This is a genomic window from Kitasatospora sp. NPDC043949 (assembly GCF_056435365.1).
The window spans coordinates 27,709-45,043 of the sequence record NZ_JBWKEQ010000061.1; the positions used below are offsets into that span (position 1 = coordinate 27,709).

At 73.8% G+C, this 17,335-nt stretch carries 15 protein-coding genes; 3 read left to right on the plus strand and 12 right to left on the minus strand.

What is annotated here, in order from left to right:
- Positions 1-108: 108 nt before the first annotated feature.
- On the plus strand, positions 109-1,764 hold the full coding sequence (locus tag AC07AL_RS33435) for an LCP family protein (RefSeq protein ID WP_363633085.1): 1,656 nt from the start codon (positions 109-111) through the stop codon (positions 1,762-1,764).
- 25 nt (positions 1,765-1,789) lie between these two features.
- Here the strand turns inward: AC07AL_RS33435 and AC07AL_RS33440 are convergent, their stop codons facing one another.
- The 6 genes from AC07AL_RS33440 to ssuE all read right to left on the minus strand — a co-directional run bounded on the left by AC07AL_RS33440 (position 1,790) and on the right by ssuE (position 10,218).
- Positions 1,790-2,404: an acyltransferase gene (locus tag AC07AL_RS33440; protein WP_363587614.1), complete on the minus strand. Its 615-nt coding sequence runs from the start codon at positions 2,402-2,404 to the stop codon at positions 1,790-1,792.
- Positions 2,405-2,501: 97 nt separating this feature from the next.
- On the minus strand, positions 2,502-3,542 hold the full coding sequence (locus tag AC07AL_RS33445) for a glycosyltransferase family 2 protein (RefSeq protein WP_063349120.1): 1,041 nt from the start codon (positions 3,540-3,542) through the stop codon (positions 2,502-2,504).
- 236 nt (positions 3,543-3,778) lie between these two features.
- Positions 3,779-5,779 carry a hypothetical protein gene (locus tag AC07AL_RS33450; RefSeq protein ID WP_478319238.1) on the minus strand — a complete coding sequence of 667 codons (2,001 nt, stop codon included), beginning with the start codon at positions 5,777-5,779 and terminating at the stop codon, positions 3,779-3,781.
- A 176-nt stretch (positions 5,780-5,955) separates the two neighbouring features.
- The gene (locus AC07AL_RS33455; protein WP_363587618.1) at positions 5,956-8,523 is read right to left on the minus strand and encodes an ABC transporter permease; all 2,568 of its coding nucleotides are present in this window, start codon (positions 8,521-8,523) and stop codon (positions 5,956-5,958) included.
- A gap of 18 nt (positions 8,524-8,541) precedes the next feature.
- Positions 8,542-9,330, minus strand: coding sequence for an ABC transporter ATP-binding protein (locus AC07AL_RS33460; protein ID WP_363587620.1), 789 nt, complete (start codon positions 9,328-9,330; stop codon positions 8,542-8,544).
- A 333-nt stretch (positions 9,331-9,663) separates the two neighbouring features.
- Positions 9,664-10,218: an NADPH-dependent FMN reductase gene (gene ssuE, locus AC07AL_RS33465; protein WP_363587622.1), complete on the minus strand. Its 555-nt coding sequence runs from the start codon at positions 10,216-10,218 to the stop codon at positions 9,664-9,666.
- 912 nt (positions 10,219-11,130) lie between these two features.
- Here ssuE and AC07AL_RS33470 point away from each other — a divergent pair.
- The gene (locus AC07AL_RS33470; protein WP_363587624.1) at positions 11,131-12,063 is read left to right on the plus strand and encodes an LCP family protein; all 933 of its coding nucleotides are present in this window, start codon (positions 11,131-11,133) and stop codon (positions 12,061-12,063) included.
- A 71-nt stretch (positions 12,064-12,134) separates the two neighbouring features.
- Here AC07AL_RS33470 and AC07AL_RS33475 read toward each other — a convergent pair whose 3' ends face one another.
- A complete protein-coding gene (locus AC07AL_RS33475) occupies positions 12,135-12,692 on the minus strand; it encodes a hypothetical protein (RefSeq protein ID WP_363587626.1) in 558 nt (185 codons plus the stop codon).
- A 225-nt stretch (positions 12,693-12,917) separates the two neighbouring features.
- Positions 12,918-13,412, minus strand: coding sequence for a peptidylprolyl isomerase (locus tag AC07AL_RS33480; RefSeq protein ID WP_363587628.1), 495 nt, complete (start codon positions 13,410-13,412; stop codon positions 12,918-12,920).
- A gap of 152 nt (positions 13,413-13,564) precedes the next feature.
- On the opposite strand from AC07AL_RS33480, the gene AC07AL_RS33485 reads away from it, so the two are divergent.
- Positions 13,565-13,957, plus strand: a complete 393-nt coding sequence (locus tag AC07AL_RS33485) for a MerR family transcriptional regulator (RefSeq protein ID WP_478319239.1) — start codon at positions 13,565-13,567, stop codon at positions 13,955-13,957.
- A 62-nt stretch (positions 13,958-14,019) separates the two neighbouring features.
- On the opposite strand, the gene AC07AL_RS33490 is transcribed toward AC07AL_RS33485, so the two are convergent.
- The 4 genes from AC07AL_RS33490 to AC07AL_RS33505 all read right to left on the minus strand — a co-directional run.
- Positions 14,020-14,469: a MarR family winged helix-turn-helix transcriptional regulator gene (locus tag AC07AL_RS33490; protein ID WP_363625811.1), complete on the minus strand. Its 450-nt coding sequence runs from the start codon at positions 14,467-14,469 to the stop codon at positions 14,020-14,022.
- 86 nt (positions 14,470-14,555) lie between these two features.
- Positions 14,556-16,148: an alpha/beta hydrolase gene (locus tag AC07AL_RS33495; RefSeq protein ID WP_478319240.1), complete on the minus strand. Its 1,593-nt coding sequence runs from the start codon at positions 16,146-16,148 to the stop codon at positions 14,556-14,558.
- A gap of 123 nt (positions 16,149-16,271) precedes the next feature.
- A complete protein-coding gene (locus tag AC07AL_RS33500; protein WP_478319241.1) occupies positions 16,272-16,925 on the minus strand; it encodes a class I SAM-dependent DNA methyltransferase in 654 nt (217 codons plus the stop codon).
- A gap of 142 nt (positions 16,926-17,067) precedes the next feature.
- Positions 17,068-17,335, minus strand: a 268-nt coding sequence (locus AC07AL_RS33505) for an acyl-CoA dehydrogenase family protein (RefSeq protein WP_363618064.1), incomplete at its 5' end; no start/stop codon positions are given.

Consider the following 17,335-nt stretch of genomic DNA (forward strand, 5'->3'; position numbering starts at 1 on the left):
CGCAGATCACACCGGCGCGATTCCGCCGTTCGGCTCGTCTAGTGTGTCCGGATCGGCCCGCCGAACGGGCGAGCCGGAGCCGTGACCGGTCGGAGGTAGGGAACCCCCGTGCAGCAGGACAAACCGGAGGTCGATCCCGCCGACCAGTGGACGCGCGACCCGGAAACCGGCCAGTACCGCCTCGACCCGGCCGCCGGAATCCCCGGGCAGCGCCGCCGGACGGCCGAACGGAGAGCCGCCGAGGAGACGCCGGCCACCGAGTCCGGGACCGGGACCGCCGGCACCCCCGGGCCGGGCCGCCGCGACTCCCGGCGCCGGGCGGCCGCCGCCGCCAAGCGGACCCGGCGCCGCCGGGCGCTCAAGTGGACCGCCGGGGCCGGCGCCCTGGTGATGGTCGCGGGCTGCGGCGGGGCGTACTACCTGTACCAGCACTTCAACAGCAACCTGACCTCCGTCAAGGTCCAGCTGGGCAACGAGGAGGAGCGGCCCAAGGCCGCCGGGGACGCGCTCAACATCCTGGTGCTGGGCACCGACAGCCGGCAGGGCCTCGGCCGCGACTACGGCGACGAGGGCAGCGCCGGGCACGCCGACACCACGCTGCTGTTCCACATCTCCAAGGACCGCTCCAACGCGACCGCGATCAGCATCCCGCGCGACCTGATGGTGCCGATCCCGGAGTGCCAGAGCAGCAACGGCAAGAAGATCCCCGGCTCCGCGCGGGACATGTTCAACAACAGCCTCGGCCAGGAGGGGCGCGACCCGGGCTGCACCTGGAAGACCGTCGAGAAGATGACCGGGATCCGGGTCGACCACTTCGTGCAGGTCAACTTCGAGGCGGTGAAGACGCTGTCCAGCGCCGTCGGCGGGGTCGAGGTCTGCGCGGCCAAGGACATCAACGACACGGACTCGCACCTGAAGATGAGCAAGGGCCGGCACGTGGTCCAGGGCGACGAGGCGCTGGCCTTCGTCCGCACCCGGCACGCCGTCGGCTTCGGGGGCGACCTCACCCGCATCCCGCTCCAGCAGCAGTTCATCAGCTCGATGATCCGCAAGATCAAGAGCGACGACACCCTGACCAGCCCGAGCAAGCTCTACAAGCTCGCCGACGCCGCCACCAAGGCGCTCACCGTGGACTCCGGGATCGGCAGCGTCGACAAGCTCAAGGACCTCGCGCTGGACCTCAGCAAGGTCGACACCAAGAACATCACCTTCGCCACCGTGCCGGTCCTGGACGACCCCAAGGACAAGGACCGGCTGGTGCTCAAGCAGCCGGACGCCGGGCAGCTGTTCTCGATGGTCGCGGGCGACCGCTCGCTGACCGAGACCGCCGCGCCCGCCGACGCCGCCACGGCCGCACCGGAGACCGCGGCGGCGGCCCCGACCGCCGCCGCCCCGACGGTGGACCCCAAGGACGTCCGGGTGACGGTGCGCAACGGCAGCGGGACGCGCGGGCAGTCGGGGCCCACCGTGGACAAGCTCCGCAGCAAGGGCTTCGCCAAGGCCACGACCGCCCCCGACGCGCCCGTCACCGCGACCACCGCGGTGTCCTTCCCGGCCGGGCAGGACGCCGCGGCCGCCGCCCTGGCCGCCGCGCTCGGCCTGCCGGGCGACGCCGTCCGGCCGGACCCGAAGGCGGATCCGAAGGGCCCGCTGGTGCTGGTGCTGGGCAAGGACGTCCTCGCCGCTCCGGCGGCGGCCCCGACCGAGGCACCGAAGGACCTCCAGCGGGTGCAGGCGGACGACACCGACGCGTGCGCCAAGTAGGACGTGTGCGCCGAGTGGTCAGGCCCTACGCCGGCGCGAGGGTTCCGTCCGTCTCCCGGTAGTGCTCGCCGGTGCGGGGGCAGTGCCAGCGGCCGTCGCCGGCGGGCTCCAGCGGCTCGCCGGCGCGGCCGACCCAGCCGATCCGGCGGGCCGGGACGCCGGCGGCCAGGGCGAAGTCCGGGACGTCCCGGTGGACCACCGCGCCGGCCGCGACCAGCGCCCAGCGGCCGACCGTCACCCCGGCGACCAGGACCGCCCGGCCGCCGATCGAACAGCCCTGACGGAGCGTCACCCCTTCGGCGCGCCAGTCCTGTTGACGCTTGGGCCGACCGTCCGGGGTCACCGCGCGGGGGTGGCGGTCGTTGGTGAGGACGGCCGCGGGGCCGATGAACACCCCGTCCTCGACCAGCGCGGGCTCGTACACCAGCGCGTGGTTCTGCAGTTTGACCCGGTCCCCGATCCGGACGCCCGGGCCGACGTAGGCGCCGCGGCCGATCACGCACTCGGCGCCGATCACCGCGTCCTCGCGGACCTGGGCGAGGTGCCAGACCGTCGTCCCCGCGCCGATGACGGCCCGTTCGTCGACGTCCGCGCTCGGCTCGATCCGGGCCGCGCCGGGCCCGCCCTCAACTGTCGCCATGCGCACCGACGATAGCGGTGCGGGCTCGACTCTCAGGGTTCGTCCGACAATTCGCGCGCCCGGCGGAAATTGTCGGACAAACCCTGCCGGGTCGGCGTCAGCTCGCCCTGGAGAGCACGTCCTTGGCGGCCGGTCCGACGCTGCCTATCACCCGGCGGGCCAGTGAGCGGGGCGAGGTGAGGAAGCCGAAGCCCCAGCTGAGGTGCATGGTGGCGAGCGCCACCGGCAGCATCGCCCTGGCCTTGAAGGACAGGCCGCGGCCGCCGACCAGCCCGCCGCCGAGGATGCCCAGCAGGTAGGCGCCGGGCACCGCGAGGAGGGCCGGGTGGACGGCGACGCCCAGCACCAGCCCGAGGGTGACGGCCAGCAGGGCGGTCGGCGGGGCCAGGTAGCGGAGGTTGACCGAGCCGCGGTGGTAGCGGGTGACCACCCGGCGCCAACGGCCGTAGTCCTTGTACTGCTTGGCCAGCGCCTTCACCGACGGCCGGGGCCGGTAGGTCACCTTGAGCTGCGGGGTGAACCAGACCAGCCCGCCGTCCTGGCGGATCCGGTAGTTGAGCTCCCAGTCCTGGGCGCGGATGAACTCCTCGTTGTAGCCGCCGAGCTTCTCCAGCACCTCGCGCCGGAACACCCCGAGGTAGACGGTGTCCGCCGGGCCGGCCAGGCCGCCGGTGTGGAAGGCGGCGTTGCCGACACCGATCTTGGAGGTCATCGCGGCGGCGACCGCGTTCTCCCACTCGGTCTCGCCCTCGGCGTGCATGATGCCGCCGACGTTGGCGGCGTCCATCTCGTCGAGCAGCCGGACCGCGGTGGTGATGTAGCCGGGGGTGAGCAGGCCGTGGCCGTCCACGCGCACCACTATCGGATGGCGCGAGCCACGGATCGCGGCGTTCAGCCCCGCGGGGGTGCGACCGGTGGGATTCGGCACGGTCCGTACCCGCGGGTCCTCCGCCACCAGTTCGGCCGCGATCTCCGCGGTCCGGTCGGTGGACGGACCGAGGGCGATCACCACCTCCATCGGCCCGGGGTACTCCTGGTCCAGGATGCGCCGGACCGCCGTCCGCAGGTGTCGTTCCTCGTTGAGCACCGGCATGATCACGGAGACAGCCGGCAGCTCCTCAGCAGCCTTGGTGTTCATCGGGGCCAACCGTACCGGTGCGGACACGTCTCCGTCTTGTCCCGGTCCGGGCCGCTGCACGCAGCCCGCGACGCCCGGTTGGGCTCCTTGATCACGCCCACCGTACTCCGCTCCCCGTACGGGCCCGCAGCCGGGTCGGAACGGGCGGTTTCCGGAGGACGGGACGGAGCCCGGGAGGGCGCCCCCGGCGGGGTTCGGCGGCGGCCGCGCGGGTTCGGTGCAGGTTCGGCGCAGGTTCAGAGCAGGTGGTGAACGATGGTGAAGAGCGCGTAGCCGGCCAGCGACAACCGGTTCAGCAGGTGCTGCGGGCCGCCCAGCCGGTCCGGCAGCGACCGGTGCGGGCGCAGGTCCGGCCGGTGGGCGGCGGTCGCGACGGCCCGGGCCAGCTCCACCGGGTCGTAGCGGTCCCCGAAGTGTCCGGCCAGCCAGGCGGCCGGGCGGCTGCCGACGGTGACCTCCTCGCCCGAGCGCAGCTGGACGGTGAGCAGGTTGCGGTGGACCGCGGCCGCGTTGATCTCCTGCCACCGGAAGGTCCGGGTGCGCAGCGCGGTGGCCATCCGCAGGCCGTCCCGGTCGACGACCATCTGCCAGGAGAGGGTGCGGCCGCAGGCGAGGATCGCCACCGTGCCGGTCAGGAGCGGGTGCACCAGCCCGCCCCACCAGCCGCTCCTGCCGAGCAGCACGACGAGGCCCGCGAGCAGCAGTGCGGGCACCGGACCGGCCACCGCCCGCAGCGGCAGCGGCATCTCCCAGCGCCGGGCGGGCACCGGTTCGGCGTCCGGCCCGGCCGCGGGGGCGGCGGCCACCGTCCCCGCTGTCAGGGCGGCGACGGCCAGTTCCCGCTCCCGGTAGCCCTCGGTGCGCCGGCCCGGCCGTGGGGCCCGGGCGGCGGGGGCGACCACGGCCGCCACCCAGCGCGGGTCGTGGTCCAGCAGTCCGGGGCGGACCAGGAGCTGCTGCTCCGGCCCGTCGGGCCCCCGGTACAGCACGGCCGGCACGCTCCGGCCGGCGCGGGCGAGCCAGGCGGCGGCCTGCTCCGGGGTCAGCCGGTCGAAGACGTCCCCGAGCTCCTCCTCTTCCTCGTCGTAGGAGACCTCGAGATCGAGGTGGTCTGCGTCGTCGTCCTCGGTCTCCAGGTGTTCGGGCACCCAGGCCGGGCCCTCGCCGCCCGGGGCGCCGTAGCGGGCCCAGCGGTAGCGGTCGCGCTCGACCAGCCGCCAGAGCGCGGGGCCGTCCGGCGGGCCGTCCAGCGGCTGCACCAGCAGGTCGCCCCGGGCGTCGGCGCGGACCCGGACGGCGAGGGCGGGCGCGGAGCCCGCGAAGGAGGGCCGGGAGCGGCGGGCGTTCGCGGTGGCGGCCGAGCCGAGCAGCAGCAATCCGGGCAGGGCGAGCAGGCCGCCGGCGGTCAGCGCGCCGGTGAGGTCGTAGTCGTCGCCGGCGGCGCGGACGGCTGCGCCGTCCACCAGCAGCGGGACGGCCTCGCCGGGCTGCGGCGGCCGGGCCCACCAGACGTCCAGCCGGGCGGTGCGTTCCGGGCCGCCGCCGGGCGGGTGGAAGCGGACGGTCAGGACGCCGTCCTGGTCGGTGTCGCCCGCGGTGCCGGTGACCTGGTCGGCCCGTTCGGCGCTCGCCTGCTGCCGGGCCTGTCCCCACAGCCCGTACAGCGGGAACGCCAGGGCGGCGGCGAGCAGCAGGCCGCCGAGCGCGCGGCGCAGCACCGGCGGGCCGTCGGGGTGGACGGGTGAGGGCGCTCCGGCGGCGGTCCAGGGGAAGGGGACGGGCGGGGCCATCAGTTCGTCGAGCTGCTGGCGGGCGCGGCGGCGGCCGAGCTCGGCGCCGATCAGCGCGGCGGAGAGCAGCAGGTGGACCAGGACGGCCGTCCAGCGGCCGAGCGGGGTGACCAGGCCGTGCGGGGCGTACCAGAGCACCGCGAGGACGGCCGGCGGGACCAGCGCCCGGCCGCAGAACCGGCCGGCCAGCAGGACCACTTCGGCGAGCACCGACCAGGCGGCCAGCGAGGAGCCCCAGGTGTCCCGGCAGACGCCCTGGACGTTGCAGTCACCGGGGGTCGGCTCCACCGCGGTGGCCAGGATGACGAAGGCGGCCGGCAGCAGCGCCGACCAGCGGCTGTCCAGGCGCCAGGCGGTGCGGGCGGCGCGCCAGCGGGTGGCAGCGGCGGCGGTGAGGGGCGCGGCGCTGGGCAGCGGCGGGGCGTCCGGGGTATCCGGGGCGAACATCGGACGATCATCTCAGTCGGCCGGGGGCGGCCCGTGCCGCAGGGGCCGGGTGCTGCCCGCACCCGGCCCCTGCCCCCGTTCCCCCCTCGGCGGCCCCCCACCGCCGGGTCCTGCGGCCCGCGCCGCCCGGTCGGTCCGTCGCGATGGCCGCGGTCGGTCCGTCGCGACGGCCCCGGTCAGTCCGTCGCGATGGCCGCGAGGACGTTCATCCGCCCGGCCCGGAAGGCCGGGACGAGGGCGGCGACCAGTCCGATCACCACCGAGGCGACCAGCGTCACCGCGAGCGTGGTGGTCGGGACGGAGAGCGTGGCCAGACCCTGGTCACGCAGCACCCGCTGGGCGGTGACGCCCCAGGCCAGCCCGAGCCCGGTGCCCAGGACCGCGCCGAACACCGAGATCACCACGGCCTCCAGCCGGATCATCCGGCGCAGCTGGCGGCGGGAGAGCCCGATCGCCCGCAGCAGGCCGATCTCCCTGGTCCGCTCGACCACCGACAGCGCCAGGGTGTTGACCACCCCGAGCACGGCGACCGTGATGGAGAGGCCGACCAGGCCGTAGATCAGGTAGAGCAGGGTGTTGACCTGGGACTGCACGACCTCCTTGTAGCCGGCCTGGTCCTTGATGGTCAGCTGCGGGTACTCCTTGAGCGCGCCCTCCAGGGCGGTCAGCGTCTTCGCGACGTCGGCTCCGGAGGAGGCCTTGGCGAAGAACGTCCAGACCGGCGGCTGCTCGGCGGCGGGCACGGCCTTGGCCATGGTGTCGAAGTCGACGAAGGAGCCGTCGCCGAACAGCGAGCCCTTCGCGAACACGGCGCCCACCGGCAGCACCTGGGTGCGGCCCTTGCCGTAGGCGACGGTCACCTGGTCGCCGACCTTCAGGCCGTGGTCCTTCGCGAAGGCCTCGCCGATCCCCAGCTCGCCCCGCCCGATCGCGTCCACCGAACCGGCGGTGACCGGGAGGTGGAAGTCGGTGCCGAAGAAGGCGGGCGGCGCGGCGGTGAGGTTGGTCTTCACGCTCCGGCCGTCCGGCAGCTGGAGCTTGGGGCTGAAGAACTTCTGGGTGGTGACGTGGTCGATGCCCGGGGTCCGGCGGACGGCGTCCAGCATCTCGGGGGTGATCGAGGTGCGGCCGCCCTGGACGATGTAGTCCGCGCCCACCGACCGGTCGATCTGCGCGTTGGCCGAGGTGACCGTCGAGGCGCTGAACACCGAGGAGCCGATCACCAGCGCCAGTCCGATCATCAGCGCGGCTGCGGTGGCCCCGGTACGACGCGGGTTGCGCATCGCGTTGCGCTGGGCGAGCCGGCCGGACGGACCGAACAGCGCCGGCAGCAGCGCGCCCAGCACCCGCACCACGGCGGTGGCCAGCAGCGGGCCGAGCACCACGAAGCCGACCAGGGTGAGCAGCACGCCGAGACCCAGGTACTGGCCGCCGGTGGCCGCCTTCTCCGCCTGCGCGGCCAGCACCAGCAGACCGCCGCCGCCCGCCGTCAGGACCAGGCCGACCACCGTGCGGACCAGGTTGGCGCGGCCCTCGGCCGGCGTGCCGTGGTCGCGCAGCGCGGCCATCGGCGCGATCCGGCTCGCCCGGCGGGCCGGGACCCAGGCCGCCACCAGGGTCACCACGATGCCCAGGGCGTACCCGGCGAGGAACACCGTCGGACCGATCTTCAGGTCGCCCGCGTCGAGCTTCATGCCGATCGCGTTCATCAGCTTGATCAGGCCGACCGCGATGCCCAGACCGGCCGCGACCCCGAGGGTCGAGCCGAGCACGCCGAGGATCAGCGCCTCGACCAGGACCGAGCGGTTCACCTGCCGGCGGCTGCCGCCGATGGCGCGCAGCAGGCCGATCTCCCGGGTGCGCTGGGCGACCAGCATCGAGAAGGTGTTGATGATCAGGAAGCAGCCGACGAACGCCGAGATGAGCGAGAAGCCGAGCATCGCGTTCTTCATGAAGCCGAGGCCGCTGCCGATGCTCTTGGTGTTCTCGTCCTTCTGCTCGGCCGCGGTCTTCACCTGGTAGCCGGCGCCCAGCTTGGCCAGGGCGTCGGCCTTGAGCCGGTCGTTGCCGCGGCTGCCGTCGCCGAACGCCTCGACCGAGGTGTACGCCTGCTCGCCGAGCAGCACCTGCTGGGCGGTCGGGGTGTCCAGGAAGGCCAGCGCCGCACCGGGGTTGGTGGTGGTGAAGGAGGCGATGCCGGAGATCGTGAACTCGTGCCGGCCGTCGGCGTTGTCGACCCGGAGCTTGGCGCCGAGGCCGAGCCCGGCCTTCTTCGCGGTGTCCGCGTCCAGCACCGACTCGCCCGCGTTCTGGGGAGCGTGACCCTGGGTGAGGTGCACCGCGCTGCGCGGGGTCTCGGTCCAGTTGCCGACCAGGGTCGGCGCGCCGGACGTCGGGCCGACCAGCTTGTTGGTGGCCGGGTCGACCAGGGTCGCGTTCTCGACCATGACCTGGCCGACCGCCGACTTCACCCCCGGCACCGCGGCGACCTGCTGCGCGGCCGCCACCGGGACGGTCCGCGGCTTGTCGGAGGCCTGCTGGTCGTCGTCCTCGGCCGGCTTGGGCGGCTGGACGGAGACGTCGGAGGCGGTCGCGGCGAACAGCTTGTCGAAGGTACTGGTCGCGGTGTCGGAGAAGACCAGGGTGCCGGAGACGAACGCGACCGACAGCATCACGGCGATCAGGGAGAGCGCCATGCGGCCCTTGTGGGCGAAGAAGCTCCGCAGAGCGGTCTTGAGCAGCATCTGTCCCGTCCCGCCCGCTCAGCTGGTCCGCTTGCCGTCGAAACGGCGCATGCGTTCGAGGACGGAGTCGGCGGTGGGCGCGTGCATCTCGTCGACGATCACGCCGTCGGCGAGGAAGAGCACGCGGTCCGCGTAGCCCGCGGCGACCGGGTCGTGGGTCACCATCACGATGGTCTGGCCCAGTTCGTCGACCGAGCGGCGCAGGAAGGTGAGCACCTCGGCGCCGGCCCGGGAGTCCAGGTTGCCGGTGGGCTCGTCGCCGAAGATGATCTCGGGCCGGGCGGCCAGCGCCCGGGCCACCGCGACGCGCTGCTGCTGGCCGCCGGAGAGCTGCGCCGGGCGGTGCTTGAGCCGGCCGGCCAGGCCGACGGTCTCCACCACCTGGTCCAGCCAGGCCTGGTCCGGCCGACGGCCGGCGATGTCCATCGGCAGCGTGATGTTCTCCAGCGCGGACAGCGTCGGGAGCAGGTTGAACGCCTGGAAGATGAAGCCGATCTTGTCCCGGCGCAGCCTGGTCAGCTGCTTGTCCTTGAGGCCGGTGATCTCGGTGTCGCCGATCCAGATCCGCCCGTCGCTGACCGTGTCCAGGCCGGCCAGGCAGTGCATCAGGGTCGACTTCCCGGAGCCCGACGGGCCCATGATCGCGGTGAAGCGGCCACGCTGGATGTCGACGTCCACCGCGTCGAGCGCGGTGACCCTGGTCTCGCCCGCGCCGTACGCCTTGCTGACCTGACGGGCCGCGGCGGCGACGGCGGGTGCGCCGCCGGGAAGCTGGGGGTCGTACACGGCTGTGGCTGCCGTCGTCACTGGAGTCTCCTAAGAAGTGGGCCCGACCGTCGACCCCGGCCGGCCCTCCGTGCGCGGGCATGCCGCAGGACGCGGGCATGGCGCGGGAAGGGTCGTCGACCGGGAGTTGACCCCACCCACCGGGCCCGGCGGGCGCCGGCTCCCGGGAGAACCTCGCCCCTCGTCGGCACGAGCGGGGACGTCCACAACGTTAGGAGCAACGGCGGGCGCGCTCGTCATCCGCCGGAATGAAGCCGTCCAACCAAGGATCTACGGGGCGCGGCACCCCCTCCCCCTAAGGGGTGCCGCGCCCCGTCTCGGGGACGCCCCGTACGGGGCCCGGGCCCCGGTCCCTCAGCCGGTCAGCGCCGGTACGGCCAGCCGCTCCAGGGCCTGCGCGAAACCCTCCACGACCGGGGCCAGCAGGGCGTCGGTCTCGCGCTCGACCAGGGTCGTCCCGTCCTCCCCGGTGGTGATGTGGCGGTCGAGCACGAACCAGCCCTGGGTGATGTGGCCGGCGCCCATCGAGCTGAGCACCGGGCGCAGCGCGTAGTCCACCGCCAGCACGTGCGCGGGCGAGCCGCCGGTGGCCAGCGGCAGGACGGCCTTGCCGGCCAACGCGTACTGCGGGAGCACGTCCAGCAGGGCCTTCAACAGGCCCGAGTAGGCGGCCTTGTAGACGGGGGTGCCGATCACGACGCCGTCCGCCCGGGCGAACAACTCGGTCACGGCGACGATCTCCGGGTGGTCGAAGTCGCCCGACAGCAGCGCGTGCGCGGGCAGGCTGCGCGCCTCGAACGGGACGACGTGGTGGCCGCGGGCCTCCAGCCCGGCGTCGACGTGGCGCAGCAGGCGGGTGGTGCGGGAGGTGGCGGACGGGGAGCCGGAAACGGACAGGACGGTGGCCATGGGGTTCACCTTTGGCTGGAAGCGGGGGCGGCGCCACGCGGCGCAGGAGGACCGCTGCGGGTCGGAGCCCTGGAAGGTGTTTCGACGTGCTCGACGTGCTCGACGTGCTCGACGCGTTCGAGGTGAGGTGCTCGGCGCGGGTGGGGTGACGCCGAGGTGATCCGGTGGGCGCGCTTCAGCCGCGACAGAGCGAACAGGCCACACCACGCCGCAGGTCGACGTGCCGCCGACGCGTGAGTGCCCAACGCTGATCCATACCCGAAATGCAAACACGCTGCGTTCGAGCCGGTCAAGAATCGTTTCGCCAGTTGAACGGCGGGTGACGTGACGCGTGGTGACCGGGCTCACGTCGACCCGGCGCCCGCGCCGCCCGTCCCCACCGTCGTACGGCGGCGCGGAAGTTGCGGCGGAACGATCCGACCCGTGCATCAAAACTGCTACAAGCGACCTGGTGGAGTACCCCGGGGGGAGTCAGCACGAGCGGGGTCGGGCATCCTCGACGACATGAACACGTGGCAGGAGGGCCGCCCGGGAGGCGGCGGGAACCCGTACCGAGACGGGAACCCGTATGGGGGCGGCGGCAACGGCGGCGCGTACGGGCGCGGCGGGGGCGGCGCGGCGGCCGAACCGCCGCTGCCGTCGTCGATGAACCCGCGCGGGCCGGGTGCGCCCGCGCCACGACAGCCGGAGCCGTCCCGGCTCGGCGGCGTCCCGCCGCAGGGTCCGGGCGGGCAGCCCGCCGTCCGCCCCGGTGGGCCTGGGGGCCCCGGCGGTCCTGGCGGTCCCGGTGGTCCCGGACGACCGGGTGGGCCCGGGGGGCCGGGCGGCGCCCAGCCGGGCGGTATACAGACCAAGCGGTGGCCGCGGCGCCGGATCGTCAAGTGGTCGGTCTTCGGCCTCCTGATCGCCGTCATGGTCACCGCCGTCTCGACCTGGTTCTGGGCCGACTCCAAGCTCAACCACGAGAACGTGCTCGCCGACTACCCCGGCCGCCCGCCGGCCGGCAAGGGCACCAACTGGCTGATCGTCGGCTCCGACAGCCGCCAGGGCCTCACCGACTCGGAACAGGACGACCTGCACACCGGTCACGACACCGAGGGCAAGCGCAGCGACTCGATGATGATCCTGCACGTCGGGGACAACGGGAACACCCTGATGAGCATCCCGCGCGACTCCTGGGTGCCGATCCCCGAGTACAAGAGCAGCAGCGGCAAGACCCTCAAGGGCACCACCTCGAAGATCAACTCGGCCTTCGGCAACGGCGGCGGCCGCCTCCTCGTCCAGACCGTCGAGCTGAACACCGGCATCCGCATCGACCACTACGCCGAGATCGGCTTCGCCGGCTTCGTCGGCATCGTCGACTCCATCGGCGGCGTCGAGATGCACATCGACCAGGACCTCAAGGACAAGGACTCCGGTCTCGACCTCAAGGCCGGCGACCAGACCCTCAGCGGCAAGCAGGCCCTCGCCTTCGTCCGCCAGCGCCACCAGATGGCCGACCAGGACCTCGGCCGGATGCGCAACCAGCAGAAGTTCCTCGGCGCCCTCGCCCACCAGGCGGCCTCCCCCGGCACCGTGCTGAACCCGTTCACCTTCTACCCGCTGGTCGACTCCGCCCTCGGCACCCTCATCGTCGACGACGACGCCGGCCTCACCGACCTCGGCTCGCTCTTCCTCGCCATGAAGGACGTCAACGGCGGCGGCGGCAAGACCCTGACCGTCCCGATCGGCAACCCGGACTACCGGACCAAGACCGGGGAGTCGGCGGTGCTGTGGGACGCCGCCAAGTCCAAGCAGGTCTTCGACGCCTTCAAGAACGACACCGCGGTACCGGACATCAAGTAGCCCGTCGTGACGTGAAGTGGCCACGCCGACACCATGGGTGGATGTCGGCCCGGGCCGCGGGCCGCGGTCGCCTAACCCGCCTGCGGGAGCAGGCCGGTGCCGCACTCGGGGAAGCGGACCAGCCACTCCCCCTCGCCGCCGGCGGCCTCGGTGGCGCCCGCGTAGCCGTAGTGGATCAGCCGCCCCTCGCCGCCCGCCAGCCAGCGGGCGCCGGTCAGGTGCACGGTCAGGGCCGCCGGGCGGTGCGGGTCGGGCCGTTCCAGCACCAGTTCGTGCTCGGCCTCGCCCGGCCGGAAGGCCACCGCGGTCTCCGTGGCCGGCCGGCGCGGGCTGCCGCCCTCCCGGTACGTCCAGTACGCGGCCACCGTCACGGTGAGCGCGCCGTCCACCCCGCCGGTGCCCGGCCGCACGTACTCCTCGTCCGGCACCCAGCGCGAGTGGTGGCGGATCTCCTCCGGCCCCCAGCGCTCGTCCCAGCGCACCCAGTAGCCCGCCACCCGCTTGACCGTCATGACCTCGCAGGCGACCCGCACCGCGATCCGCGCCGGATTGACCGGCTCGCACGAGGCCAGCGAGACCACCGTCACCTGCTCGTACGTCACCGCGCCGTCGTCGGCGTCCTGTTCCATCGGTGAACCACCTTGCCGGAGTGTCGAGTTCGCCGCGGCTCCGACCGCGCACGGAGAGCCTAGAGCGACCGGGTCGGCACACGGAGTGATTGCGCGGTTCCGGCCCGCCCGCCTGCTCACCGGGCTACCCTGCCCCCGGACACGCCACCGCCCCGGAGCGGGAAGTCGGCTGATCGGACTTCCCCGGCCGGGGCGGTGTGCGGTTTCGAACTGATGAACCGGTGACTACTCGACGATGCCGGACTTGGCGATGGTGACCTTCGCCGAGGTGCGGCCGCTCTGCGAGCCGAGCTTCTCGACCGCCGTCACGACGTCCATGCCCTCGACGACCTCGCCGAAGACGACGTGCTTGCCGTCCAGCCAGTCGGTGACGATGGTGGTGATGAAGAACTGCGAGCCGTTGGTGTTGCGGCCGGCGTTGGCCATCGACAGCAGGCCCGGGCGGGTGTGCTTGATCTTGAAGTTCTCGTCGGCGAACTTCTCGCCGTAGATGCTCTTGCCACCGGTGCCGTTGTGGTTGGTGAAGTCACCGCCCTGCAGCATGAACTGCGGGATCACGCGGTGGAAGCCGGAGCCCTCGTAGCCGAAGCCGTTCTGGCCGGTCGCGAGCTCGCGGAAGTTCCGGGCGGTCTTGGGGACGACGTCGTCGTACAGCTTGAAGACGATGCGGCCCGACGGAACGCCGTCGATCTCGATGTCGAAGAAAACGTTGGAAGCCATGCAGGGATCATGGCACGACCCGTCGGCCGACGCGCGTCACCCCCGGCCCGCCGCCGGGTGGCGTCCCCGTGTTATCCGGCCGGCGCGAGGACCGCGGAAGCTACCATCGCCGTCGGGTTCAGGCGTTCGGTCACGGCGACGGGGTGGACGGCATGCGGATCGGTGAACTGGCCAGGCGGACGGGCGTGAGCGAGCGCTCGCTGCGCTACTACGAGCAGCAGGGCCTGCTGGTCGCCCGGCGGACCGACGGCGGGCACCGGGAGTACCCGGAGCCGGCGGTGGACCGGGTCGTGCTGATCCAGGAGCTGTTCGCGGCCGGGCTGCACAGCCGCACGATCTACAAGATCCTCCCCTGCATGCGCGACTCCGACGGCGGCCCGAACGAGATCGCCACCCCGCTGCTGGTCGAGGAGCTGGCCTCCGAACGGGACCGGATCGACCGGATGATCACCGACCTGCTCCGCTCCCGCGAGGTGCTGGACGAGGTGATCGCGACCGCCTCCGGCCTGCCGCGGGCCGGGGCGGCGGAGGCCGACGCGGTGTAGCCGAGACGGCGGAGGCCCGAGACCGCGGAGACCGCGGAGGCTCAGGGCTCAGGGCTCAGGGCTCAGGCCTTCAGCTTGCGCCAGACCGCCTCCAGGGCCGCGATGTCGCCCTCGTCGAGCCGGTCGGTGAAGACCGGCGCGAGGACGGCCCGCCGGGTGGCGTCGGCCTCGGCGAAGGCGGCGCGGCCCTGCCCGGTCAGTTCGATCCGCACCGACCGGGCGTCGGAGGCGGAGGGCGTGCGGGCCACCAGGCCGCGTGCGGCCAGGGCGTCGACCACCCGGGAGACCTGGCTGCGGCTGAGCATCGTCTTCGCGCCCAAGTCGGAGGCGGCGACCGGCTCCTGCTGCCCGTTGAGCCAGAGCATCACCTCGAACCAGGACAGCGACAGCCCGTGCACCCTGGTGAGCTCGCGGTCCACCTGGGCGGCGAGGGTGGTGCCGGCCCAGACCAGGCCGTAGAAGGCGTGGTCCTGCTCGGACAGCGGGCCCAGGGAGAGGTCGGCACGGTTCATGACGTTCATCGTACCGAGGTGCGTGCGCGTGCACGGACTCCGCGCACGCGCACGACTCCGGCGGCTGCACCGCCAGAGCGTCCTGGCTAGAACGCCTGGTGGTCCGGCTCGCAGACCGTGCCGGGCGGCGGGAGTTCACCGCTGACCAGGTACCGCTGCTCGCGGTCCCAGGCGCAGGCGCTCGGGTTGCCCAGCGCCGTGTGGCCGTAGCCGTGGACGGTCAGCAGGCGGCCGCGGGCGAGGGTGTCGGCCAGCGCGCGGGACCCTTCGTAGGGCCAGGCCGGGTCGCCGGTGAGGGCCACGACCAGGATCGGCGCGGAGGTCGGCCGGTTCCACGGGCCGGTGTAGCGGTCCCGGGCGGCCTCGGCCGGCCAGGCGGCGCAGCGCTGGTTCTGCCAGACCAGGTACGGGCCGGTGGCGCCCGCACGGGCCCGGACGAGGGCGGACAGCGCCGGGTACGTGGTGTCGGCGGCCGGGTCGGCACCGGAGACGGGCGGGTTGACGGTGTCGGCGCAGAGCGCCCCGAGGGTCTGCGCCTGCTTGGGCTGGCCGCCGGTCGGCAGCGGCGCCGAGGCGTCCGGGGCGGCGGTCCACAGCTGCTGGAGCAGTCCGCCCAGCGCCGGCCAGCCGGTGCCGGGGGCGTTCGGCACCGGGGTGGCGGCGTAGAGCATCGGCAGGACGGTGGAGGCGGTGGAGGCCTGGTCGAAGGTGACCGCCGCCGGCGGGGTGCCGAGCGTCACCGGCGTCCGGCCCAGCCGGTCGAGCAGTTCGGCGAACTTGGCGCGGGTGGCGTCCCGGTCCGCCGCCGCGAAGGCGCAAGCGGCGGGGCCGGCGTCGGCGCACTGGTCGAGGAAGGCGTCGAGGGTGCGGACGCCGGCGAGGTCGCTGCCGGTGCGCAGGAACGGCGGCAGGGCGCGCTGCTGCGGCGAGCGCCCGGTGGACCAGGCGACCGGGTCGGGGGCGCTGTCCAGCACCATCGCGCGCACCCGGGTCGGGAAGAGGTTGGCGTAGGTGGCGCCCAGGTAGCTGCCGTACGAGGTGCCGAGGTAGCTCAGCCGGCGGTCGCCGACGGCGGCGCGCAGCAGGTCCAGGTCGCGGGCCGTGTCGGCGGTGGACAGGTGGGCGAGCAGGCCGGTCCGCTCGTTGTCGGCGCACTGGCGGCCGAAGCGCGCGTACGTCGTCGCCCAGGCCGACTCCTGGGCGGCGCCGACCGGGTAGCCGGCCGGCAGCCCGGCGAGCAGGCCCTGCTCGGCCGCCGCGTCCGGGAAGCACTGCGGCACGGTGGAGTCGCCGACGCCGCGCGGGTCGAAGCTGACCAGGTCGAACCGCTCCCGCACCTGCTCCGGGAGCATCCCGTACACGGCGGGCAGCGCCTGGGTGCCGGGCACGCCCGGGCCGCCGGGGTTGAAGAACAGCGAGCCGATCCGGTGCGCCGGGTCGGTCGCGGGGTGCCGGATGACGGCCAGCTCGACGGTGCGCCCGGCCGGGTCGCGGTAGTCCATCGGCACCGTGGCGCGGGCGCAGTCGAAGTCCGGTACGCAGGACCGCCAGTCCAGCCGGGGCACCGGCGCCGCGAGGGCATCCGCCGCCGCGGCGGCCGGGGCGAGACCGGCCAGCAGCAGCCCGGTGGCCGCGGCGGCGCCGGTTCTGAGGGCGGAGGTGAGACGGGGTCGGGGCATGGGCAGGGCCTCCCGTTTCGGTGGACTGACGTGCAGTCACCAAGGATCGGGGCGCCCGCTGCCAGACCTCTCACATCCCACCGGCACCACTGTCATGCCGCTGTCACCGCCGCCCCGCGCGGCTCAGGCGGGCTTGCGGGCCAGCAGGTAGGCCTGCGGGGTCGGCTGCACGCCCTCCTCCGGCTCGCGGAGCGTGCGGGAGGTGAGCCGCAGGCCGGCCGCGCGGACCAACTCCGCGATCCGGTCCGGCTGCTGGCGGCGGAAGTCCAGCGCCACCGGGTGACCGAAGGGCTGGTCGATCCGCAGGGGCTCGTCACCGACCTGGAAGGCGAGCAGCAGGTGGCCGCCCGGGGCGAGCACCCGCGCGAACTCGGCGAACACCTCCGGCAGGCGCTCCGCCGGGGTGTGGATGATCGAGTACCAGGCGACCGCGCCGGTCAACTCGCCGTCCCGCAGCGGGAGGTCGAACAGCGAACCCTCGGTGAAGTCCAGCCCGGGGTACGTCGCGCGGGCCAGCTCGACCATCCTCGGCGACAGGTCGATGCCGCGGACGTCGAGGCCCAGGCCGTGCAGGTGGTGCGTCACCCGGCCGGGGCCACAGCCCAGTTCGGCTGCCAGTCCGTCGGCGCGCTCGGCGCGGACCAGCTCGGCGAAGGCCGCGAGCACCGCCCGGGACAGCGGTTCGCCGGCCAGTTCGTCGCGGAAGCGGTCGGCGTAGTCGACGGCGATGGCGTCGTAGAACGCCCTGGTCGTGGTGAGGAAGTCCGGCTCGGCCATGGTCCGGCACCCTACCCGTCACCGCCGGGTCTGGCGCGCGGCCGGCTCCAACTCCCGCTCCGCCACCGTCTGGTCGCCGCTCGTCTCGCCGGTCGGCGTCGACGAGCAGGCGCCAGAGGCCGGAGCGGGGGCGGTCGTCCGGCTACGGCAGGTTGCGGGCCATGACGATGCGCTGGACCTGGTTGGTCCCCTCGTAGATCTGGGTGATCTTCGCGTCCCGCATCATCCGCTCCACCGGGTAGTCCCGCGTGTACCCGTACCCACCCAGCAACTGCACCGCGTCCGTCGTGATCTCCATCGCCGCATCCGACGCGTAGCACTTCGCCGCCGCCCCGAAGAACGTCAGATCCCCGTCCCCACGCTGCGACTTCGCCGCCGCCGCATACGTCAGCTGCCGCGCCGCCTCCAGC